At 67.5% G+C, this 21,637-nt stretch carries 16 protein-coding genes; 6 read left to right on the forward strand and 10 right to left on the reverse strand.

Annotation, left to right across the window (positions count from 1 at the left end):
• Nucleotides 1-421: 421 nt before the first annotated feature.
• The 3 genes from WMF46_RS24865 to WMF46_RS24875 all read left to right on the forward strand — a co-directional run bounded on the left by WMF46_RS24865 (nt 422) and on the right by WMF46_RS24875 (nt 4,416).
• Nucleotides 422-1,945, forward strand: a complete 1,524-nt coding sequence (locus tag WMF46_RS24865) for an endo-1,4-beta-xylanase (RefSeq protein WP_437979460.1) — start codon at nt 422-424, stop codon at nt 1,943-1,945.
• A 180-nt stretch (nt 1,946-2,125) separates the two neighbouring features.
• Nucleotides 2,126-3,742 carry a non-reducing end alpha-L-arabinofuranosidase family hydrolase gene (locus tag WMF46_RS24870; RefSeq protein WP_437979461.1) on the forward strand — a complete coding sequence of 539 codons (1,617 nt, stop codon included), beginning with the start codon at nt 2,126-2,128 and terminating at the stop codon, nt 3,740-3,742.
• A 125-nt stretch (nt 3,743-3,867) separates the two neighbouring features.
• The gene (locus WMF46_RS24875) at nt 3,868-4,416 is read left to right on the forward strand and encodes a hypothetical protein (RefSeq protein WP_437979462.1); all 549 of its coding nucleotides are present in this window, start codon (nt 3,868-3,870) and stop codon (nt 4,414-4,416) included.
• A 149-nt stretch (nt 4,417-4,565) separates the two neighbouring features.
• On the opposite strand, the gene WMF46_RS24880 is transcribed toward WMF46_RS24875, so the two are convergent.
• Nucleotides 4,566-5,942, reverse strand: coding sequence for a DUF1552 domain-containing protein (locus tag WMF46_RS24880; RefSeq protein WP_437979463.1), 1,377 nt, complete (start codon nt 5,940-5,942; stop codon nt 4,566-4,568).
• Nucleotides 5,943-5,956: 14 nt separating this feature from the next.
• Nucleotides 5,957-7,645 (reverse strand): DUF1592 domain-containing protein, encoded by a 1,689-nt coding sequence (locus WMF46_RS24885; protein WP_437979464.1) that lies wholly within the window; start codon nt 7,643-7,645, stop codon nt 5,957-5,959.
• A gap of 843 nt (nt 7,646-8,488) precedes the next feature.
• Between WMF46_RS24885 and WMF46_RS24890 the strand changes: the two genes are divergently transcribed.
• On the forward strand, nt 8,489-8,725 hold the full coding sequence (locus WMF46_RS24890) for a hypothetical protein (protein ID WP_437979465.1): 237 nt from the start codon (nt 8,489-8,491) through the stop codon (nt 8,723-8,725).
• Nucleotides 8,726-8,885: 160 nt separating this feature from the next.
• Nucleotides 8,886-9,926 (forward strand): Gfo/Idh/MocA family protein, encoded by a 1,041-nt coding sequence (locus WMF46_RS24895; RefSeq protein ID WP_437979466.1) that lies wholly within the window; start codon nt 8,886-8,888, stop codon nt 9,924-9,926.
• 85 nt (nt 9,927-10,011) lie between these two features.
• Here the strand turns inward: WMF46_RS24895 and WMF46_RS24900 are convergent, their stop codons facing one another.
• The 8 genes from WMF46_RS24900 to WMF46_RS24935 form a co-directional block, all read right to left on the reverse strand.
• Complete coding sequence (locus tag WMF46_RS24900) at nt 10,012-11,187, reverse strand: family 16 glycosylhydrolase (protein ID WP_437979467.1); 1,176 nt, start codon at nt 11,185-11,187, stop codon at nt 10,012-10,014.
• 30 nt (nt 11,188-11,217) lie between these two features.
• The gene (locus WMF46_RS24905; RefSeq protein ID WP_437979468.1) at nt 11,218-12,963 is read right to left on the reverse strand and encodes a glycoside hydrolase family 43 protein; all 1,746 of its coding nucleotides are present in this window, start codon (nt 12,961-12,963) and stop codon (nt 11,218-11,220) included.
• A gap of 278 nt (nt 12,964-13,241) precedes the next feature.
• A complete protein-coding gene (locus WMF46_RS24910; protein WP_437979469.1) occupies nt 13,242-13,427 on the reverse strand; it encodes a hypothetical protein in 186 nt (61 codons plus the stop codon).
• Nucleotides 13,424-14,665 (reverse strand): endo-1,4-beta-xylanase, encoded by a 1,242-nt coding sequence (locus WMF46_RS24915; protein ID WP_437979470.1) that lies wholly within the window; start codon nt 14,663-14,665, stop codon nt 13,424-13,426. The genes WMF46_RS24910 and WMF46_RS24915 overlap by 4 nt, the downstream gene beginning before the upstream one ends.
• Before the next feature lie 114 nt (nt 14,666-14,779).
• Nucleotides 14,780-16,156 (reverse strand): DUF1552 domain-containing protein, encoded by a 1,377-nt coding sequence (locus tag WMF46_RS24920; protein ID WP_437979471.1) that lies wholly within the window; start codon nt 16,154-16,156, stop codon nt 14,780-14,782.
• Nucleotides 16,153-17,853 carry a DUF1592 domain-containing protein gene (locus WMF46_RS24925; protein ID WP_437979472.1) on the reverse strand — a complete coding sequence of 567 codons (1,701 nt, stop codon included), beginning with the start codon at nt 17,851-17,853 and terminating at the stop codon, nt 16,153-16,155. Before WMF46_RS24925 ends, WMF46_RS24920 begins: the two co-directional genes overlap by 4 nt.
• A gap of 569 nt (nt 17,854-18,422) precedes the next feature.
• Nucleotides 18,423-19,565: a hypothetical protein gene (locus WMF46_RS24930; protein WP_437979473.1), complete on the reverse strand. Its 1,143-nt coding sequence runs from the start codon at nt 19,563-19,565 to the stop codon at nt 18,423-18,425.
• A 1,058-nt stretch (nt 19,566-20,623) separates the two neighbouring features.
• The gene (locus WMF46_RS24935; RefSeq protein WP_437540660.1) at nt 20,624-20,767 is read right to left on the reverse strand and encodes a hypothetical protein; all 144 of its coding nucleotides are present in this window, start codon (nt 20,765-20,767) and stop codon (nt 20,624-20,626) included.
• A gap of 46 nt (nt 20,768-20,813) precedes the next feature.
• Here WMF46_RS24935 and WMF46_RS24940 point away from each other — a divergent pair, with 46 nt between their 5' ends.
• Nucleotides 20,814-21,599, forward strand: a complete 786-nt coding sequence (locus tag WMF46_RS24940) for an alpha/beta hydrolase family esterase (RefSeq protein ID WP_437979474.1) — start codon at nt 20,814-20,816, stop codon at nt 21,597-21,599.
• Nucleotides 21,600-21,637: the final 38 nt, after the last annotated feature.

Consider the following 21,637-nt stretch of genomic DNA (forward strand, 5'->3'; position numbering starts at 1 on the left):
CGCATCGGAAGGGTGGTCATGCGCACTGAGATCTCCACGAGAACGGGCCACGCGGGCCAGTGGGCTGATCCATGAGACGTCGATCTCCACCGAGCTCTTCGGCACGCTGAGCCCCAGCGCCGGCGACGACGCCGCCCCGAGGGGGTCGGCACGTCCGACGACGACCCGCGCGCGGGGCTCGACTCGGCCGACACCGGCTCGACCAGGCACACCTGGACCGGCGCGTCGGGGGGCGAGAAGGAGATCCAAACGCTTCGGAGACGTCAGGCCCCACCTTTGGGAGCTGCCCTGGGTTGACAGAACATATTTCCATGTGATCCGGCTCCACGGGAGAGCGACGCCAACTCAACAACTTATCTACGCGTCGAAGGGGCCGCTTTCACGCCACTACGACATTCCCGCTTAAGCACAGGAGAACCTTATGAGAATGCGATTTGAACGCTGGACCCTGCTGACGACGATCGCGCTCAGCGCGTGCATCTCCGCCGAGCAGCTCGATGAAGACGGCTACGAGTTCGAAGAGCTCGCCGAGAGCGTCACCATCGACACCGCGGCGACCTACACGATCACCGGCGTCCAGAGTGGAAAATGCGTCGAGGTGGCTGGAGGCAGCACCGCGGACGCAGCCGCCTTGCAGATCGCCGGTTGCAACGGCTCGACGCGGCAACAGTTCCGCATGGAATCGGCGGGCGGCGGCTACTACCGCATCCGCAACGTCAACAGCAACCGTTGCATGGACGTCGCCGGCGCCTCCACCAGCGACGGCGCCCGCATCCAGCAATACTCCTGCTGGACCGGGGAGAACCAGCAGTGGTCCTTCACGGACGTCGCCAACGGCGTCGTGCGCCTCACCGCACGCAACAGCGGCAAGTCCCTGGACGTCTACGCCCGTGGCACCGCGGACGGCACCGCCTTGGTTCAATGGGCATCGAACGGCGGCACCAACCAGCAATTCCGGATCACCCCCGTGAGCTCGGGCACCGGCACCGGCGGCACCGGCACAGGCGGCACCGGCGGCAGCGGCGGCACCGGCGGCACAGGCGGCAGCGGCGGTGCCGGCGGCAGCGGCGGCGGCAGCAGCGGCGGCGGCAAGTTCGTCGGCAACATCACAACCGGCGGGCAGGTGCGAGCGGATCTGTCCCGGTACTGGAACCAGCTCAGCCCGGAGAACGAGGGCAAGTGGGGCTCCGTCGAACCCACGCGGGACGTCATGAACTGGGCCGGCATGGACCGAGTCCGGGATTACGCTCGCCAGAAGGGCATTCCCTACAAGGGCCACACCCTGATCTGGGGTGCCCAGCAGCCGGGCTGGATCGCCAATCTGTCGCAGAGCGAGCAGCGCGCAGAGGTAGAAGAGTGGATCCAGGCGTTCTGCCAGCGCTACCCGGACGTCGCCGTCATCGACGTCGTGAACGAGCCGCCCCCGCACACCACCCCGTCGTACATGAACGCCCTCGGCGGCGCGGGCTCGAGCGGCTACGACTGGATCGTGCAAGCGTTCAAGTGGGCGCGGCAGTACTGCCCGAACGCCAAGCTGCTGCTCAACGACTACAACAACATCGAGTACAGCAGCGACAATCAGAACACGCTCAACATCGTCAATCGGATCCGGGCGGCGGGGGCTCCCATCGATGGCATCGGCGCTCAGGCTCACGACGCGTACAAGCTCAACACCAGCACCGTCAAGGGCTTCCTCGATAAACTCGCCGGCACCGGCCTGCCGGTCTATATCACCGAGTACGATATCAACCTGGCGAACGACACGCAGCAGCTCAACGTGATGCAGAGCCAGTTCCCCATGTTCTACGAGCATCCGAGCGTGAAGGGCATCACGCTGTGGGGGTACATCAGCGGCCAGACGTGGGTGACCAACTCAGGGCTCATGAGCAGCAGCGGCCAGATGCGGCCCGCCATGTCCTGGTTGATGAGCTACCTGGGGCGCTGACGCCGGACGCGCTGACGCGCGGTTCACGGAGAACCACGCGCCCGGAGATCGCTGCGCAGGCTCGTCGGCTCGGTCGCAGGTCGACGGAGTCGACCCGCGAGGCCCGCGCTTGCGCGGCCGATCCCGGGCGCTTTCCCGTGTGTCTTGCTTCCCGCTTCTTATGCCTTTGAAACAGAGGGGATGATGATGAGAATCCGATTCAGACGATGGTCGCTGCTCACGACGCTCGCCGCCACGGCCGCGTGCGTCTCCGCCGAGCAGCTCGATGAAGACGGCCCCGAGCTCGACGAGCTCGCCGAGAGCGTCACCATCGACACCACGGCGACCTACACGATCACCGGCGTCCAGAGTGGAAAATGCGTCGAGGTGGCCGGTGGCAGCACCGCGGACGCAGCCGCCTTGCAGATCGCCAGCTGCAACGGCTCGACGCGGCAACAGTTCCGCATGGAATCGGCGGGCGGCGGCTACTACCGCATCCGCAACGTCAACAGCAACCGTTGCATGGACGTCGCCGGCGCCTCCACCAGCGACGGCGCCCGCATCCAGCAATACTCCTGCTGGACCGGGGAGAACCAGCAGTGGTCCTTCACGGACGTCGCCAGCGGCGTCGTGCGCCTCACCGCACGCAACAGCGGCAAGTCCCTGGACGTCTACGGCCGCGGCACCGCGGACGGCACCGCCGTGATTCAATGGGCATCGAACGGCGGCACCAACCAGCAATTCCGGATCACCCCCGTGAGCTCGGGCACCGGCAGCGGTGGCACCGGCGGCAGCGGTGGAACCGGCGGCAGCGGTGGAACCGGCGGCACCGGGGGCAGCGGCGGCAGCGGCGGCAGCGGGGGCGGCGAAGGTTGCGGCTTGCCCACCACCTTCCGCTGGCAGTCGAGCAGCATGCTGGTGAGCCCGAAGTCCGACGCGACTCACAATATCGTGTCCATCAAGGATCCGACGGTCTCCTTCTTCAACGATCGCTGGCACATCTACGCCACCACGGCGAACACCGCCGGGAACTGGCAGATGACGTACCTGAACTTCACCGACTGGTCCCAGGCCGCGTCCGCATCGCATTACTACATGGATCGCACGCCTGGCTTCAGCGGCTATCGGTGCGCGCCGCAGATGTTCTTCTTCAGGCCTCAGAACAAGTGGTACCTCATCTATCAATCGCAGCCGCCGCAGTTCTCCACGACCAGCGACCCGAGCCGCCCGGACACCTGGACCAGGCCCCAGAACTTCTTCGCGTCCACGCCCGCTGGCATGCCCAGCCTGCCCATCGATTACTGGGTGATCTGCGACAGCGCCAACTGTTACCTCTTCTTCACCGGCGACGACGGCCGGATGTACCGCAGCCAGACCACTGTGCAGAACTTCCCGAACGGGTTCGGCCCGGTCTCGATCGCCCTTCAGGACTCGAATCGTAACAATCTGTTCGAGGGGAGCTCCACGTACAAGATCAAGGGCATGAACAAGTATTTGACGCTGATCGAGGCCATCGGCCCGACGGGCGCCAGGTTCTATCGCTCGTTCACCGCGGATCGCCTCGACGGCGCGTGGACCCCGCTCGCGCATACCTGGAACGCGCCGTTCGCAGGTCAAAACAACGTCACCTACGCGTCAGGCGTGGCGGACTGGAGCGACGACGTCAGCCATGGCGAGCTGGTGCGCGATGGCAACGACGAGACCGCGACGATCGACACCTGCAATCTGCAGTTCCTGTATCAAGGACGCAACCCGAGCTCGGGCGGCGAATACTCGCAGCTCCCGTATCGCCTCGGCCTGTTGAAGGCGGTTCGCTAGAACACTGTTCACGTCGGAGTCCCGAGAAAGTCAATCGAAGGGAAGACGAACCGGTAGAGCAGCGGGGGGCCGGCGTTTCCGCCGGCCCCTCGCTGAGATCCTTCGCGCGTGTTAAGATGCCCCGCATGGCGTGGGTGGTCCTCTTGGGTGCGCTCCTCTTCGCGAGCGCCTGTGACAGCACCGTCGTCGTTCGCGAGGACGGCCATGGCGCGAGCGACGGCGACGGTGACGGCGACGGCGACGGCGAAACGTCAGCACCAGGGGCCGGAGGCAGCGACACCAGCAGCTCCTCCTCATCACCAGGCTGGACGGTGCCGCCCGATCGGGTCTACAGCTACATCGATTGCGGCGACGAGGCCGCCGACTCGACGCTCTTCGTGGAGATCTCGCCGAGGGGCTCCGGCTGTCTGCCCGCGCCTGACGTCCTGGACGATGTGCTCGTGTTCGGGATCGTGAGGTGGGACGGGCAACCGGGAACGTTCACGCTCGGTGTCGAGACGCCGCACGGCATGGCGCAGGCCGCCAGGGGCTTGCTGCCCGATCCCCCCACCGGCACGCTCACGATCGAGCCCTACGTCGGGACACCTTCGGCGATCGCGTGGGATCTATCCGTGGGCGCTGGCCGCACCGACCTATCCGTTTGCGGCCGCTTCGACGACTTCCCGTGCCGGTGAGCCTCGCTCGCCTTTGACGAACGGCACGTCGAACGAGCCCTCCGGCACGCTCGCGAGGTGGGTTGTCTTGGAGCCGGGGACGATGGGGCGGCGCGGGCAGGTCGGCGAGCGCCTGCCGAGCGCCTCTTCCAGACGCGGCGGCGCCGCGCTCAGACCTGGATGCCCGCGAGCGGCGACGTGACGCGCCCTGCGTCGATGCCGAACTCCGTCACGTTCACGCCCATGACCTGGGCGACCGTCAGGAGCGCCTTGCTCAGGTTGTCGCCGGGGAAGTTGCGGTGCTCGTCGCCGCGCAGCCGCCCTCCGGCTTTCCCGGCGAAGAGCACCGGCCATTCCGTCCTCGTGTGCACCTTACCCCACGCGGTGTCGGACGTGACGTACACGAGCGAGCTGTCGAGCAGGTTCGAGCTGCCGTGCGGCGTGTTCTTGAGCTTCGTCAAGAACTCGTTCAGGCAGCGCATCGTGTACATCACGCCCTTGTCGACGCGAGGCTGGCTCGATTGATCCCCGGCATCTCCGTGGCAGATGGTGTCGTGAAAGTCGTCGTTCATATCCTGCGCGAGGTGCCGATAGTAGACGTGCGCGGCGGGCAGCGAGAACATGAACGAGAGCACGCGGGTCCTCTCGCAGGCGAGCGCGAGCGCCGAGAGCTCGACCATGGCGGTGTTCACCGCAGGGGGCGCCTCGCTCTGCGAGTCCTTGCCGGCGGTGGGGGCCGTCGGGCTCTTGCACGCCGACGTCGTGCCGCCGCCGGACGACATGGTATCGAGGCGCTGCTCGATGGCCCGGATCGACTCGAGGTGCTCCTCGATACGATGCCTGTCGGCCGCCCCGAGCCGCTGCTTCAGGCTCGCGCCGTCCTGCAGGACGGAGTCGAGCACGCTCTTCCGGACGTTCGCGAGCTTCTTGGCCTGCTCCGCGCCGTCGTCGCTGGGCTCGGGCAAGCCGTTCATGAACAATCGATTGAACACGGCCTTCGGATCGAACTCCGGGTTGTTGCGCGCGTTCGGCCCCCTGTGCGAGACCGTATGCAGCGAGTCCGGAGCGCCGCCCGGCGTCGCCGGCGTCAATCCGACCTCGAGAGAGCGGTACGGCGCCCCCTCCGAGATGGCGTTCGCGACGACCTGATCGATGGACGCGGCCCGCACGGCGTTCCCGCTGAGCGGCGCGCCGGTCGTGGCCCCCGCCGACCCCGTGGGGTGCTCTGAGCCGGAGACCACCAGCTTGTTCTCGAGGCCGCTGATCACCGTGAGATACGACTTGAGATCCGCGAAGGGCTCGAGCTCGGGGCTGAGGTCCCAGGCCTGACCGGAGCCCGTGCGCGTCGGCTTCCACCGACCGGGCAGCGTGCCGTTCCCGAAGAACCACGTGACGTAGAGCGGCGACACCGGCGTCTTCGTCTGAGCGTGCGCCGTGCCGCTCTCGTTCAGCATGATCTCCAGCAAGGGGAGCGGGATGGTGACGGCGGCGCCCGTCGCCAGAATGCCCCGGAGAACAGTTCGTCGGCTAAAAGCTTTGTTCGTCATTGGGGTACCTGCGATCAGGGTTGGGGGGCGACGGACGAGAAAGCGTCGTTGGTCACGACGTCGAGGACCAGCTCGCGCAGCTTGTACCCCGACCCTTCGAACGAGGCGGTCAGCGCGTCCAGCACGCGCTCGTCCACCTTTCTCTCCTCGTGACCCGCTGCATACGTGTAGTACTTGCGGACGAGGCACTCCGCGACCGAGGCGTCCGAGCTGAGGGTCACGCCGAGCGCGCGCGCGTCGGCGACCGGCACCCCGTCGAACTCGCCGCTCGGGTCGATCGGCAGGCCGTGGTCGGTCGTGCGGAAGCGGCCGATCGCGTCGAAGGTCTCGAGCGGCAGGCCCAGCGGGTCCATGTACGAGTGGCAGCCGGCGCAGGCGGGCTCGGTCCGGTGGATCTCGAGCCGCTGACGCTTCGTGAGGGGCTTGTCCGCGGGCGGCTCCGGGAGCTCGAGGGCGACGTCGCCGGGGGGCGGCGGGATGGGCGTGCACATGAGAGCGTCACGCATGAACTTGCCGCGCAAGGTGGGAGAGCCCTCCTTCTGGTTCGCGAACTGCGAGAGGAAGCCCGCTTTGCTGAGGATCCCGATGCGCGGGCCGTCCGCGGGCAACGAGCGGACCTCGAAGGCGCCCGAGCCGAGGCCGGCCGTGTCGATACCGTAGAGCTGGGCGAGCTCGCTGTTGACGACGACCTTCGTTGTCGAGAACAGGTCGAGCGCGCTCGTTCCCTCGTCGAACGCGAGGACCTCCCAGGTGCCTCGCATGTCGCGGACCATCGCCGCTTGCAGCGCGGGGTTATACTCCGGAAAGAGCGCTGTGTCTTTTGCCTGCGTGCTGAGCCGATCGAGCCGCATGTACTCCTCGGCGAAGGCGCCGACCGCCTCGCGCCCGTCGGGCGCCTCGAGCAGCCGCGTCGCCGCGGCGCGGATCCCCTCCACCGTTCCGAGCGCCCCGCTCGCGGCCTGGTCGAGCAGCTCCTCGTCTGGCAGGCTGTTCCACACAAGGAACGCGAGCCGGGACGCCATCTCGTAGCCCGTCAAGCGGAGCGAGCCGTCGGCGCTCGGAGCGCCGAGCTCCGGGCGATACAGGAAGTTCGGAGAGGTGAAGAGGGCCACTGTCGCCCAGCGGGCCCCCTCGACGGCGCTCTCGAGCTCGGTCGCGGCCTTCGCGGCGACGGCCGCGAGCCGGTCGACCTCGGCTGCCTCGAGCGGGCGGCGCCACGCTCGACGCCCCAGCGCCTCGATGAAACCACGCACGCAAGCGTCGTTCTCCGCGCCGCTGGGCGCGCAGCCGATGAACTGGTCTCGCCTCGCGGGATCCGCGAACACCGCGTCGACGGCGCCCTCGATGGCCGCGTGGTACTGCTCGACGCCTCGCTCCGAGGTCACGACGGTCGCGGCGCCGATGACCGCAAAGTTCCCGTTCCAGCTGTCGGCGTCGAGCTGATGGATATCGACCTCGACGCCCAGCATGTCGCGCACGGCGTTGCGGAACTGCGTCCTCGTCAGACGGCGCAGCATCCCGGCCGCGGGTTGGAACTGCGGCGGGTCCGAGCCCGTCGGCGGCTCATCTCCCCCGGAAGAGGATGCCCCAGGGCCCTCCGTCGGGTCACCCAGCGCGCCCGTGCACGCGGCCGCGAACGCGAGCGCGCAAACGGCGGCGACTTCTCTCGAGAAACGGAGCTCGTGCCATGACGGCTTCTTCATCTTGCTCTCCGATACTGCAAGGGGGGTGACGACGCGCGGGAACCCACATCTCGCGACCATGCCTCAGAGCAGGCGCTCGCATCACGGAGCCCATTTCGCCCGGCGTGATGGATCTTGGAGCACCAGATACCGGACCGGGCCGGTGTGATGACACTGCTGCGTCCGAGGAGGGGCTGAGCATAGCCCGCCGCAACATAGGTCACGTTGCACCCGAAGCTGCCATCCGGCCGCTTCGCCGGACACCCAAGAAAATTCCAGTGAACAGCACCTAGGGGTTCACGACAGCCGTCGAATCAGCAAGGCTTGTCGTGGCCTCTGGTGAATCACCTCTGGCGAGACACCATGCACCATCAAACGGCAATCGCCTCAGCGACGGCCGAGCGAACCGAATCGGCACCGGGACCGATCAAGAAGACGAGATCTCGGCGCGCAGGATACGCCGCCGAGGGCAAAGCAAAAGGACGCCCCTGAGCGCAATGTGAACGATCACATCCCAGGAGTCAACGCCAATCGACCGGCACGCGGGCCCCCCTCGAGCCCGGGGGAGGACGACGCTGGCGGGGTCCTCCAGAGCCGCGCGCGTCCTGGTCGAGGGCAGGCCGGTACAGCGCAAGAGCACCCTCCGGGCTCCCCGGAACCTACGATCTCGCACAAGCCAAGCTCGTGTGACAGCTCACGCGGGCGCCGCGGCCGGCCGCCGCCACGCATCGATGGCAGCCGAGGATGGCTGCGCACCGGTCATTTTTGATTGACCCTCATCATGTGAACGATCACAATTCGTCTCGGAGCTGCGATCATGCGGCTGAGCTTGCCCCTTCCCTGATCAGGAGACATCGGATGTGGATGAGCGTGAAGCTGATGGGTGCCGTGATGATGAGCGTCGGCACTGGCTTTGCCTTCGGGTTTGCGGGCGGCTTTGCGGGCGCAGCATGGGCCGCGGGCGGGACGGCGGACGTCCCCGCATCGGTTGCCGAAGGGAAGGATTTCAGCTGCGGCGACAAAGGACAGAGAGCCTGTCCGATACAGGGGCTGGACCAAGACGGCTCTATACAAGGCGGAGCACGAGGCGAAGCGCCGTGACGACGCCTTCTGAGGCACCGCGCCCTGCTCTCGCCCTCTCCGCTCCTCGCGCAGGGCGGGCGCTCTCGCTCCAGCGCCTGGCCTGACCCGTCGGGTCGATTCACGTCGAGCGTTCACAGGCGCGCCGTCGGCCACCAGCGTCGCGCCTTGCAAGGTGTCCATGTCCACATCCGCGCAAGATCCGAAGGCGAGCGAATCCATCACCCCTGTGCGCTGGGGCGTCCTCGGGGCGAGCAACTTCGCATTGAAGGTCAGCCTGCCCAGCATGAGGCGGGGGCCCCTGACCCAGGTCGCCGCGCTGGCGTCGCGCGACATCGACAAGGCGCGCGCCGCCGCGGCGTCGCTCGGGATCCCGAAGGCGTACGGAAGCTACGATGAGCTGCTCGACGATCCGGAGATCGAGGCCGTCTACATCCCGCTGCCCAACCACCTGCACGTGAAGTGGTCGGCGCGCGCGGCCCGCGCCGGCAAGCACGTCCTGTGCGAGAAGCCGATCGCGCTCAGCGCCAAGGACGCCGCGGCGCTTGCCGACGTCCAGCACGAGACGGGCAAGCTGATCGCCGAAGCGTTCATGGTCCGCTATCACCCGCAGTGGCAGCAGGCCAGGGACTGGGTGCGAAGCGGCCGGATCGGCGAGCTGGTCAGCGTCCAGGCGGCGTTCTCGTATTTCAACCGTGACGCGACCAACATCCGCAACAGGGAACAGGTCGGGGGCGGCGCGCTCTACGACATCGGCTGTTACGCCGTGAACACGTCGCGCTTGCTGTTCGGACGCGAGCCGGTGCGGGCGATGGTGCTCGTCGAGCGCGATCCCGAGTTCGGCACCGATCGCTTGACCTCGGGCTTGCTCGATTACGGCGGCGCGCACCTGACGTTCACGTGCAGCACGCAGGCGGTGGCCTACCAGCGCGTGAACGCGCTCGGCACCAAGGGCCGCATCGAGATCGAGATCCCGTTCAACGCCCCCGCCGACCAGCCGTGCAAGATCTTCCTCGATGACGGCTCGACGCTGAACTGCAGCTCGGCCAAGGTCACCTCGTTCCCCGTCGTCGACCAGTACCACCTGCAGAGCGAGGCGTTCTCGCGCGCCATCCGCACGGGCAGCCCGGTCGAGAACTCGATCGAGGTCGCGGTCGGCAACATGCGGGTCATCGACGCGCTGTTCCGTTCCGCCGAGAGCAGGCGCTGGGAGAAGGTCTAGCGGCGCCCGCGGCGCCCGCCCTCGTCACGGCCGCGGCGAGGGCCCCCTCCCCCGCCCCGCGGCGCCTTCGAGCATCCTGATCAGGTCAGCCGCGGGGCCGGCGCCGCCGCATCGCCAGGGCGGAGAGCCCCAGGGCCAGCGCCGCGGCCCACGAGCTCGCCGTGGAGCTGGCTCCGGCGGCGGCGCACCCGGAACCTGCGTCGGAGGACTCCCCGTCCGGCGTGGTTCCGCCGCCCCCACCTCCCTCGCCCGATGCGTCGCCGCTGCCGGACGAGCTGGCCGCCGTCCCTGCCGCGCCCACGCCGTTGCCGGAGGAGCTGGCCGCCGTCGCCGCCCCGCCCTCGCCGCTGCCGGAGGAGCTGGCCGCCGTCGCCGCCCCGCCCTCGCCGCTGCCAGAGGAGCTGGCCGCCGTCGCCGCCCCGCCCGCGCCGGTGGCGGAGGTGCTGGCCGCGGTCGTCGCCCCGCCCGCGCCCGACCCGGTGTCCTCATCGCGGGGCACATTCCCGTTGAACCCGGTCTGGCCCTCCCGGGTCAGCGACAGCACCAGCGTGCCGTCCTTCACCGTCACGTTCTGCGGATCGAAGTCCACGCGGTTCCCGTCGAACGTCCAGTCCGCTTTGCTCCATCGCGCGCTGTCCAGGGAGTTGAAGTCGTCCTGCCACGCGAGCTCGAAGTTTCCGTTGTTGTAGCGATAATACTTGATCCAGTTGACGAACTGGTGCGCCGGGAGCACGGAATCGTCGAACGGTCCGACCCATTCGGTGGCGTCCGAGGACCACGTGTTGAAGCGGAAGGACTGGGCATTCTTCAGGGCGGTCACCTGCGCCCCAGTCGACCGCTTGATCTCTCGCCCGTCGATGCTCCAGGCCACGTACTCAGGCGTCCACTCCAGCGCGTAGGTGTGATAGCCGTCCGCGAGGGAGACGCCCGCGTCGTGCACCCCCTCCGACGTCACCCTCGTGCCCATCCCGGTGATGATGTTGGACTGCCAGCTCCGGGCGTTGTCCTTCCCGAAGACCTCGATGTCGATCTCCTCCCAGAACGCGCCGGACATCTCGGAGCCGTTCTTGTAGGTGAAGAAGGTCGACAGGATGCCGCTCCCGCGCACCATGCGCATGCGCATCTCCATGCGACCGTGAAGATAGCTCTGGGCCGAGTAAATCTCTGCACCCTTGTACGGCTTCGCTGCCGCGGTCGAGCTGACCGCGAGCGCCAGCGAGGCAGCGGCGAGCATCAGACCTGCGCGGACTCTCGTGAACATGATCAAACCTCCAATGATTGCATCAGACCGTCAATTCGCGGCGGATCCGCTCCGCCCGGCTCCTCGGGCACGACGCCGCCGCGCGGCGACCGCGCCCAGCGCGATCAAGGCGGCGAGCGCGCCGGCGGGGGAGCTGGGCCCCGATTGGACCCGGAAGGCGCACCCGCCCTCGTCGCCGCTTTCGCCGTCAGCGGGGGTACCGCCAGCGCCGCCCGTGCCGCTCCCCGCGGTCGCTCCGCTGCCCACCGTTGCTCCGCTGCCGGTCGTCGCTGCGCTGCTGCTGCTCGCACCCTCGCCCGACCCGCCGCTGCCCGCCGCTCCCCCTTCACCCACGTCCGGAGCGCCCCCCGCGCCGGCGCCCCCCGCGCCGGTCGGATCCGGGGCGTCGAGCGGAGTGAACTTCCACCAGTTGACATTGAAGAGGAAACCGCTCCCACCGGTGAACTTCAGGTACAGATCGTGGTTCCCTGTCGCACCGTCGACCGCACAGGACGTGGTGGCCCAGGTCTGCCAGCCGCCGGTCCCCTGAACCATGCAGGTCCCCACCAGCGTGCCCGTCGCGCTGTCGAGGCGCAGCTCGATGCTGCCGCCGCTGGTCGCCGAGGCCACCCTCGCGTCGAAGGACACCGCGCCGGTGCCAAAATCGACGCCCTTCACCTTGATGTAGTCCCCGTTCTCGATCGACCCGACATTCATTCCCCCCTCGCCGCATACCTCGGTCTCGACCCCGGATCCCCAGGCGATGGTCTCAGCCTCCGTCATGACATACGGATTCAGGTTGCCGACGCCAGGCGGGCCCTCCTTGGTCATCTTGATCGTCGGGAATGTACCGTCGGCGTTGAACGTGAACCGCTCGACGGCCGCCGAACGGTGATAACCTCCACCGCCCGGCAAGGCGCCGTTGTGATAGAAGAAGTAGGAGTTCCCCTTGAAGTCGATGACTCCTGCGTGGTTGGTGAAGCTGCTGCCCTCCGTGGGCATGATGACCCCCCGGTACGTCCATGGACCGGTGGGTTTGGTGCTCGTCGAGTAGGCGATGTATTCGGAGATAGGGCCCGCCGCGTACACCAGGTAGTACAGCCCATCGCGCTTGTAGAGCCACGGGCCTTCTTCGTACTTGGTCGTATGGCGGCCATCGTCCTTCCCGGTGCGCTGTCCGAAGCTCTCCGCCGTCATGGGCACGCGCACGACGTCTCCCTGGTAGGAGATCATGTCCTGGTTCAGCTTCACGTAGCACACGTTCGGGTTTCCCCAGTACAGATACGCCTGGCCGTCGTCGTCGATGAACGGCGTCGGATCGATGTCGCCGCAATTGGCAGTGATCAACGGCTTTCCCAGGGCGTCTTTGAAGGGACCGGTGGGGCTGTCCGACACGGCCACGCCGATGGTCATCCTGTTCAGTGAGCGGCTCGTGACAGGAACGTAATAGTAGAACTTCCCGTTCCTGTGGATGGCCTGGCCTGCCCACGCGTCTCCCTTTGCCCAGCTGAAATCGCTGAATTTCAGCGGTGATCCGTGATCCGTCCAGTTCACCATATCCTTGGAGGAATACACCCTCCATTCGTTCATCGCGAACCAGTCCGTGGCGCTGTCCTCGTCATGCCCGGTATAGAGGTATACCGTGTCATCGTGGACCATCGGAGCCGGATCGGGCGTATAAATGGTCTGTACGATGGGATTGTCTGCCAGGGAGACCGACGGAAACGCGGTCACGCCACAGAGCAACAACGCCGCCCTGAGGAGCTCACGTTGGAGGGAGTTCGTGCTCGTCGCCATTCTTGGATCCTTGCTGCTCTCCTGAAACTCGGTCAGGTATTGTCCATGTCGTGGGTCGCTCGGCTCACGGCGCTCCGGCGCCTCCCGCCGGGATGGTTCGCCGTGAAGACAGCCCGGTGGGCGAGCTGGGGGTGCTCGTCTTCCGCGGAAGGTGAACATCGGCGGCAGACGACGCTCGAGCTCCCCGGCCCGGCGACCCTCCGACGAAGCGCGCCGAGCGCCGCCGCTCGACCCTCAGCTCGGAACTGCGTGAAGAAATCCCAGACCTCGCGAGGATCCTAGATCGACGGCTGGCCGTTGTCCTTCGGCGAGGGGGTGTCATCCCCGTCGAACGCACACCAGCGCGTGGGGCGCCCGCTCGAGCAGCCCGTGTACACAACGCAGCTGTGCGCGCCGCTGCCCTCGGCCGGCTCGGGCGGCTCTTGCGCCGCCCGACGGTTGTTCTTCAGCGCGACATCGATCACTGGCTATCCAGGAAGTCCATCAGCCACTGCATGGCCGGCCGCATCCTGTTGTCATCATACTGGATGCCGGTGTTGTCCCGCCACGTGGTGCCGACGATGTAGCCCCACAGGGTGATGCCCTGGACCGAGGGGTGGTTCCAGTACATCGTGAACTGCTCCTCCATGATCTGCTTCTGCCTGTTGTCGTTCGCCTCGCCGATGTCGTACTCGGTGATGTACACAGGCTTGCCCAGCGAGGCGAGCTGGTCGACGAAGCCCTTGACCGTGTTGGTGTTGATCTTGTACGCGTCGTGGGCCTGCGCGCCGATGGCGTCGACCGGGGCGCCCGCTGCGATCACCGCCCGCGCGATCTTCATGAAGTTGTTGTGGTCGTTCTGGTACTCGATGTTGTTGTAGTCGTTGAGGATCAGCTTCGCGTTCGGGCAGAACTCGCGGGCCCACTTGAAGGAGTTGACGATCCAGTCCCAGCCGCTGGCGCCGTCGCCGCCGATGCCGTTCTTGTAAGAGGGCGTGGTGTGGGGCGGCGGCTCGTTGACCACGTCGATGTACTTCGTATTGGGGTAGCGCTCGCAGAACGACTTCATCCAGTCCCGCACGGCCGCCTGCTGCTCGTTGCCGGGGAGGTTCCGTATCCATTCGGGTTGCTGGGAGCCCCACACGAAGACGTGGTGCTTGAAGATGATGTTGTTGTCCTGCGCGTACTTGTAGATCCTGTCGAGCTTGCTCCAATCCTTGTTCCCGCGGCTCTTCTCGACCTCGCCCCACTTCCCCTCGTTCTCGGGCGTGATCTGGTTCCAGTAATTCGCGAAGCCGTCGCGCACGGCGCCGCGCGTCGTGATGTTGCCGACGAACTTCCCCGTGGGCTCGGAGCCGCCGGCTCCGGCGGACGTGCTCGTGCTGCTCGCGGCGTCCGAACCGCCGCCGCCCTCGTTCGAGCCGCTGCTGGAGCTTGTCGTGCCGGGGCCCGTCGTGCCCGCGCTGGTCGTGCCGGGGCCCGTCGTGCCCGCGCTGGTCGTGCCGGGGCCCGTCGTGCCCGCGCTGGTCGTGCCGGGGCCCGTCGTGCCCGCGCTGGTCGTGCCGGGGCCCGTCGTGCCCGCGCTCGTGGTGGTGCTGTCGGCTCCCCCCGAGCCGCCCGAGCCACCGCCGTCGCCCCCATCGCCGCACGCAGAGAGAGTCGCGAGCCCGAGCGCGATCAACGTCGTACCGCGCAGCCATCGAGTAGAACGGTTCTTGTTCATGTTGAATTTCCGCAAAGTGAGCGATTGAAGATGGCGATGCTTTGAGCGGCGAGCCTATAGCCAGCGGCTCGAGCTCCGAAACGTCCGGATTCTTTGCTTCTTCAGGCGATGTCTTCAGGCAATGATCGAGTCAACGAGCCCGCCTTCGAGGCTCTCGTCGCCGAAGTCGTCGAGCGGCCCTCCCTGGCTGTTGGTGCATCCGACGGCCGCGCCGATCGTGTTGAGCAGCTTGTTGTTGGTGATCTTGACGTCGACGAACTGGCCGGTCTTCAGGTAGTCCGCGGCGCCGCCGGCGAGGATGTACGGGACCTTCCGGTACCCGTGGTACTTGTCCGCGTTGTCATTGAGCCACACCGCTACGCCGTGATCGAGGAGCGTCCCCGAGCCGAGCTCGTAAGACGAGAGCCTGTCGAGCAGGTGCTTGAAGAGCCGCGCGTGGATCCGGTCGATCTGGTGGTGCAGCTCCTGAGCGCCCTCGATCGGCGGGCCCGAGGTGCCGTCGCTGTCGATGCGGTGGGAGATCTTGTGGTAGCTCTTCTGCCGGACGCCGTTGATCGTGTACTCGGTCCCGTCGTTGCCGTCGCCCACCTGGAGCGTCGCCACGCGCGTGACGCCGCACGCCATCGCGAGCGCGATGAGTTCCATCTGCATCCGCGTGACGGCCTCGATGTTCTCGGATTTGCCGACGTTCGGCGAGATCGCCTCCATCTCGGCGACCTGCATCTCCGGGAGCTTGCACGCGAGCGCGACCTCGAGATCACGGATGCTGTCGAAGTGGAGCTGCAGCCGCTCGCGATCGCTCTTGCTGACGTCCTTCCGGCTCATGAGCGCCTTCATCTCCCCGCGCACCAGGTCGTTGACGCTGGTGCGGCGCTCGACGAGCGACTGCTGGACCTCGGTGTCCACGTCGGCGAGCCCGAAGAGCTTCTTGTACGCGTTGGCCGGGTTGCGCTCGGCTGCGCGCAGCTGCTTCGGCCCGCGGTACGAGAGCACCTCGTTGATGTAGCCGGACATCCTGCCCGCGTAGAGCGTCAGGGGCTCGACGCCCGCCGGGTTGAGCTCGGTCGCAATGCGGTTGTCGATCGACTCGCCCATCGCGAGCGACTCGTTGCCCGCCGGCTGGTCGGACACGCGCGCGGCCGTGAGGCACTGGTTACCGCCGCCGGAGTGGCCGCACCCGTTGGCCTTGAACGCGAAATCCACGCCGCGCAGCATGATGAGCTTGCTCGCGTAGTCCTTGAGCTCGCTGACCGCGCGGTCGCTGTCCCGCTCCATCGACGCGGCGGTCAGCGCGCCTGTCTCGCTGGGCCAGAACATGTCGGGCTCGTCGCCGGCCGCCTGCGCCACGCCGTTCGCCTGGCGCATGAAGATCGCGAAGGGCGGCACGTCGCCCGTGCCGGCAGCGGCGCGCCGCGGGGCGAAGGTCTCCAGGAACGGGAGCGCGACCGTGACGCCAAACAGGCCTCGAAGCACACGTCGTCGGGTGATCATGGCTCCTCCGCGGGGACTCGAGCGAGGAACGGAGTGGACGAGACGATCTCGAGGAGGAGCTCCTTGGTCGAGGAGCCGCCGCGCGACGACTCGCCGAGCTGCTTGACGAACGCCCTGTCCTTCACGTCCGCGTCGCGGCCGTGGGCGAACTCGATCCACCGCTCCGCGTAGCACGCGTGCGCCTCGCTGCTCTCGGCGAGCAGCCGGCTGAACTCGATGGCATCCGCGTACTTCCGCGACTGGCCGCCGAGCGTGTAGGCGTCGGCGGAGTTGACCGGCATCCCGTTGTCGGTCGTGCGGTACTTGCCGATCGCGTCGTAATGCTCGAAGGCGAACCCGGCGGGGTTGATGAGCGCCCCATGGCACGACGCGCCGCACGTCCCCTTGCCCGTGTGCGCCTCGACGCGCTCGCGGTTGGTCGCTTGCTCGCCCGGCGGCAGCGAGGTCGCGTCGTCGGGCGGCGGCGGCAGCGAGGCGCAGAGGATCCTGAGGTTCACGAAGACGCCGCGGTGGATCGAGTCCGGCTGCCGCGCCGTCGCCTTGGCCGCGAGGAAGCCGAGGCGCGTGAGCAGCCCCGAGCGCTCGGCCTCGTCGAGCTCCACCTGCGCGAACCCGTCCGAGAAGTCACCCTCGACGCCGTAGACCGCCGCGAGGTGCTCGTTCACGAACGCGGTGCGCGAGGTGAGCAGCTCGGTGAGGCCCCCCTCCCTTTCGAAGACGACATGATCCACGAAGAGCTCCGCCTCGCGCTGCATGTCGTCGCCCATCTCGGGGACGAACTCGGGGTAGAGCGCCTGGTCCTTGTTGAGGTCGTGGTACTGCTCGTAATCGTAGAGCTGCCGGTGGAACGCGCGGACGACCTCGCGAGCGCGCGGATCCTCGAGCATCCCCTCCGTGTAGGCCCGGACGGCCTCGGGGGTCGAGAGCTCGCCCGCCTTCGCCGCCTCGAGGAGCTCGTCGGACGGCATCGAGTTCCAGAAGAGGTACGAGAGCTTGGCCACGGTCTCGTGGCCGCTCAGCGGGATGAGCCCGCCCTTCGCCGGCCCGGCGCCGCGCTCGACCCGATAGACGAAATGAGGTGACTGCAGAAACGCCTCGAGCGCCGCGCGCACGCCGGCCGCGAACGGCTCCTCGCCCTCGAAGAGCTCCTCGCCGCGACGGAACAGCGCGACATACGTGTCCCGCTCCTCGACCGTGAGCGGGCGCCGGAACGCCCGCTCGCCGAACCGCTCGATGAACGCCTGCGCACGCGCCTCCGGCTCGACCGGCAGGTCGGCGGGCACGAGCCGGCCGAGCTTGTCCTCGTCGGCGGTCACCATCGCCGCGAGCTCCTCGGCGGCGCGCTGGTAATCGCTCCAGAGGCCCGGCGTCACCAGCAGCGCAGCTTCGTTGTTGTCGAACACCCCGCCGAGCGGATCGCTCGTGAAGGACGCCGAGAGGCCGGGCCTGTCGTCGAGGCGCAGGAGATCGCGCACCGTGTTCTCCCACTGCGCGTGGCTCAGCCGCGGGAACATGCTGCGCTCGGCGACCTGCGGCGCCGCCGCGCCGCCCGGCAAGGGGTCGTCGCCCTCGTCGTGGTCGTGGGCGCCCAGAGAGCCCGTGCACCCCGCGAGCAGGAGCGCCGCAGCGCAGAGCGGCGCGCCCAGCGCGCGCCTCCAGCGTGGCAGGAGGATCATCGAAATAGACGGTGGGGTCATCGTCTCTCTCTCCTGGTGAAGCGCTGGCGACCGGGCGGCCTGTTCAGCGTGGCTCTCAACGCGACTACCATCCAACAGAAGCCGTTGTGTTCACTCCGTCATCGAGCGCGGCGTCGCTCTTGCCTGTTGCATGGGACCCGCAGCCGTTCAACACTGGACGATTCAAACACGATCGGAACTCGTGAGCTTGCACACGAACACGATCATGAGAGAGCGCGCGGTCTCGAGAGGTCGGCCCGACGGCCTGCGGGGGGCCGATCCGCCGCCCGCGGCGCGCACCGCCGAGCGAGCGATGCCGGTGCCGACACCCATTGAAGGACGAAGGTCTCGGTCCGCGTGACGACCCACCCAAGACGAAGCAAAAGGATATCGCTCCGAAGCAATGTGAACGATCACAAGATCGATGTCAAACCCAATCGACCCACCCACATGGTCCCTCCGGCCCGAGCGAGGACGCTGGCATGGCCGTGGGACCGTGAGGACTGGAACTTTCCGCCAGTGACACGCGTGCTGAGAGCGCCGTTGCGTACGTCGAGCGACGTGAAGGCGCGCGACGAGCGCAGAGGCTGCTAGCGGTCGAAGAAGTCGAAGACGTCGGGCAGCACGAGCGGCACCATGCCTGGATGGTCCGCATCGACTTCCTTGTACGTGATCGTGTAGCCGCCAGCCATCATCCAGTCGCGCAGCGCCCGGCTGCCCGTCAGAGAAGGCGTGGCGCCGGTCCCTTCCGTCACGAAGATGGGCACGTCGAGCAGCCGGTCCCATGGATAGCCCGCCTCCTGGACGAAGGGGCCGGACATGGGCGCAAGAGCCGTCCAGTAGTCGGCGTACTTCGCGCCGATGTACCAGGTGCCCCCGCTCCCCATCGAGTGTCCGGTGAGGAACATCGCGCCACGATCGATCGGGTACTCATGCAGCACCAGCTCCAGGACGTTGATGACGTCCTTCTCGCTGAGCTCCTGGGCGCGTTCTCGCTCGGGCGTACGCATGGCCAGGAGCTTCTCCGCCTCCGCGGGTTGCCCGAACACGGCCGGCAGCCGCAGGAAGTTGCCGTAGGCGCCCTGGTAGCCAAGCGGCGAGACCAGGAGAACACCATGCTGGTCGGCCAGATTCACCATCTGCCTGTTGTTCTGATCCAGGTACGAGCTCTCGTCGTTCCCTGCGCCGTGCAAGAACATCACGAGGGGCAGCTTCGACGTCCCGTCCCAGCCATTCGGGACGCAGACGCGGTAAGGAACGTCGGCGCCCGCTTCTGGAAAGCGATACGTCCTGCGCTGGTCCCCTTTGGTCCGCCACTGCGGAGAGCCGGGATCGGCGACGGACTCGGCGAGCGCCCGCGCCTCGAGCACCTGGGTGCGCGGATCGAGCGTGGTCCCGAACGAGATGGTCACCGGCTCGAATTCGTCTGAACCGCCCGCCCCGCCTGCCCCGCCCACCCCTGCGGAGCCGCCTTCGCCGCCGGCCGCCGTCGTTCCACCGCTGGGCGCTTCGCCGCCCGTGCCGGCGCCCGCTTGACCTCCCGCGCTGGCCGAGGCGCTCCCAGGAGAGCCCCCGCCGGGGCCACTGGAGGCGGCGGCGTCCGGCGCGCCGGCGCCGCCCCCACCTTGGCCGGTGGAGGCCGCGCCGCTGCCGGCATCATCGCTCCCGCAAGCGGCGAGCGACAGCGCGCAGCCGATGCAGGCCAGTGACGAAAGGAATCGACGTGTCGTCATGCTCACTCCGGGGACGAGATCAGCCCGTTCTGGGTGCCCTGCCGAGCGTTCGTGCCTCTCCGAGGCCCCTTGGCGCGCGACTCGATGGCTTGTTCACGGCTCGCAGAAAAATGCACTGACATAAGCCAAGCTCACGTCACGAGCGAGCTGCTGGCGCCCGCAGAGTCCGTCGGCCCCCGGCGCCAGGCCTTGCGCCGTTCCGCTGGACCACCGATTCGCGCATCGCGGCTCGTGTGCCTGCGCAAATACGATGTCAGCAGCAGGACCCCCGAGGGCGCACCGTGAACGATCACATTCAGGGCGTCAAACAAAATTGACCAGCCCGCGGCGCCCCTCGATCCCGAGTGTTCTGGTCGGCTTCGAGCCAGTTGCGCGACCTGGTGAGGTGCCCCACCGTCCGATGGCCCAGGTCGGGGAAATGGCGGCACGCAGCCGCCTCACCGCCGTGCTGGTCGACGGCGACCACCACGTTCGAATCGACCGGCCTTCTCTCCACACAGCGCCCACCAGCTGGTCAGAGATGACGTGGCGGAGCACGTCCACCGCCGACGCTCATGTTGCGCTGAGGGGCGACTGTTACGATGCCATTGGCACCCTCGTCGTACAGGCCCTCTCTGACGCGCGGCCCGGTGCCCCGCTTGACGCGCCGCTTCGTCGGAGGAGCCACGCCGGCCCTGTCCTCCCTCGGGCTCGAGGAACTCCGCGGTCCCGTCGACAGGAGTTGACATCGATCATGTGAACGATCACAATGAACACCTTGCCGCGACGAGCAAAAATCCAGCGAGACGGCTTGTTTACATCAAAGTCGCGCAAGCTCGCTGAACCCCAGCTCGGCCGTCGGACTCGGATCCTTCAATCAACTGGAAACGGCCTCACGCTGCGGGCGCACCTCCTCGTGGAACGCCGCTGGTGAGGAAAAAATCGCGCCTGGGTATTCGAATGACGAACCAATCTACACTCGTTCGAGCCACATTGTTCGCGGCGCTGGCCGGCTCTTGCGCTCTCTCGGCTTGCGCAGGTGGCGCCGATGACGGCGCGAGCTCGTCAGGCGACGACCCTCACGCCGGGACGGGCGGGGCCGCCGTCTCAGGCAGCACCAGCAGCAGCACCACCACCACGACGGGCGGCGCCACGACCAGCGGCGGCACCACGACCGGCAACGGCGGCGCGACCGCCGGTGGAACGGGCGGTGAGGGAGGCACGAGCGGAAGCGGCGGTTCGCCGGGAGCGGGCGGTGAGGGCGGATCGATGGGAGGCAAGGCCCCCCCGGAGCCGAGCACGGGTTGCGGCAAGGCCAACCCGCAGACGGGCAGCGCCCAGAGCCCGCTCACCGTATCGGGTCACCAGTACTACGTGAAGCTGCCGACCAACTACGACGCCAGCAAGCCGTATCCGGTGATGATCATGTTCAACCCGACCGGCAACCCGATCAGCTGGGCAGAGCAGAACGCGGGCTTCGAGGTGACCGGCCCCAAGGAAGCCTGGATCCGCGTCTACCCGCACCCGGCCAACTCCAGCTCCGGCTGGGGGGCGAACGACGTCTCCTTCTTTCAGCCGTTCTACGATCAGATCACCGGCAACCTCTGCATCGACAAGGCCCGCGTGTTCGCGGCGGGCGAGAGCTCGGGCGGCGACTTCTCGAGCATCCTCGGCTGCGAGCACGCGGACAAGCTGCGCGCTGTGGGCCCGTGCGCCACCAAGAACGTACAGCAGTACCCGCTCAACGCCGGCTCCCGGAAGTGTACCGGGCAGGTCACGGCGGTCGTCATCCACGGAAAGCGCGACAACGTGGTCGGGACGGACAACGGCCCGAAGACGCGCGACTTTTATACCCAGCTGAACCACTGCGAGGCGAGCACCACGCCGGTCGACGGGTACACGGACGATCGCTCGAACTGCGTCCTCGCTCAGGGCTGTGACGAGGGCTATCCGGTCTACTGGTGCCAGCACGGAGACCCGAACTACAACAACACCAATCATGGCTGGCCCGCGTTCGCGCCCAAGTTCCTCTGGAGCCTGTTCTCGACCTACTGAGAACCATGATTGGCCCGGCGGCGCCCGGTGCATGACGC

The organism is Sorangium sp. So ce117 (assembly GCF_051524395.1).
GTDB classification, from domain to species: Bacteria; Myxococcota_A; Polyangia; order Polyangiales; family Polyangiaceae; genus Sorangium; species Sorangium cellulosum_B.

Coding starts and splice junctions, on each gene's coding strand:
- WMF46_RS24870 (WP_437979461.1), top strand. CDS start 2,126: ATGATGATGAGAATCCGATTCAGACGATGGTCGCTGCTCACGACGCTC.
- WMF46_RS24865 (WP_437979460.1), top strand. CDS start 422: ATGAGAATGCGATTTGAACGCTGGACCCTGCTGACGACGATCGCGCTC.
- WMF46_RS24940 (WP_437979474.1), top strand. CDS start 20,814: ATGGGAGGCAAGGCCCCCCCGGAGCCGAGCACGGGTTGCGGCAAGGCC.
- WMF46_RS24915 (WP_437979470.1), bottom strand. CDS start 14,665: ATGAACAAGAACCGTTCTACTCGATGGCTGCGCGGTACGACGTTGATC.
- WMF46_RS24900 (WP_437979467.1), bottom strand. CDS start 11,187: ATGTTCACGAGAGTCCGCGCAGGTCTGATGCTCGCCGCTGCCTCGCTG.
- WMF46_RS24925 (WP_437979472.1), bottom strand. CDS start 17,853: ATGACCCCACCGTCTATTTCGATGATCCTCCTGCCACGCTGGAGGCGC.
- WMF46_RS24905 (WP_437979468.1), bottom strand. CDS start 12,963: ATGGCGACGAGCACGAACTCCCTCCAACGTGAGCTCCTCAGGGCGGCG.
- WMF46_RS24880 (WP_437979463.1), bottom strand. CDS start 5,942: ATGACGAACAAAGCTTTTAGCCGACGAACTGTTCTCCGGGGCATTCTG.
- WMF46_RS24890 (WP_437979465.1), top strand. CDS start 8,489: ATGAGCGTGAAGCTGATGGGTGCCGTGATGATGAGCGTCGGCACTGGC.
- WMF46_RS24920 (WP_437979471.1), bottom strand. CDS start 16,156: ATGATCACCCGACGACGTGTGCTTCGAGGCCTGTTTGGCGTCACGGTC.
- WMF46_RS24930 (WP_437979473.1), bottom strand. CDS start 19,565: ATGACGACACGTCGATTCCTTTCGTCACTGGCCTGCATCGGCTGCGCG.
- WMF46_RS24895 (WP_437979466.1), top strand. CDS start 8,886: ATGTCCACATCCGCGCAAGATCCGAAGGCGAGCGAATCCATCACCCCT.
- WMF46_RS24885 (WP_437979464.1), bottom strand. CDS start 7,645: ATGAAGAAGCCGTCATGGCACGAGCTCCGTTTCTCGAGAGAAGTCGCC.
- WMF46_RS24875 (WP_437979462.1), top strand. CDS start 3,868: ATGGCGTGGGTGGTCCTCTTGGGTGCGCTCCTCTTCGCGAGCGCCTGT.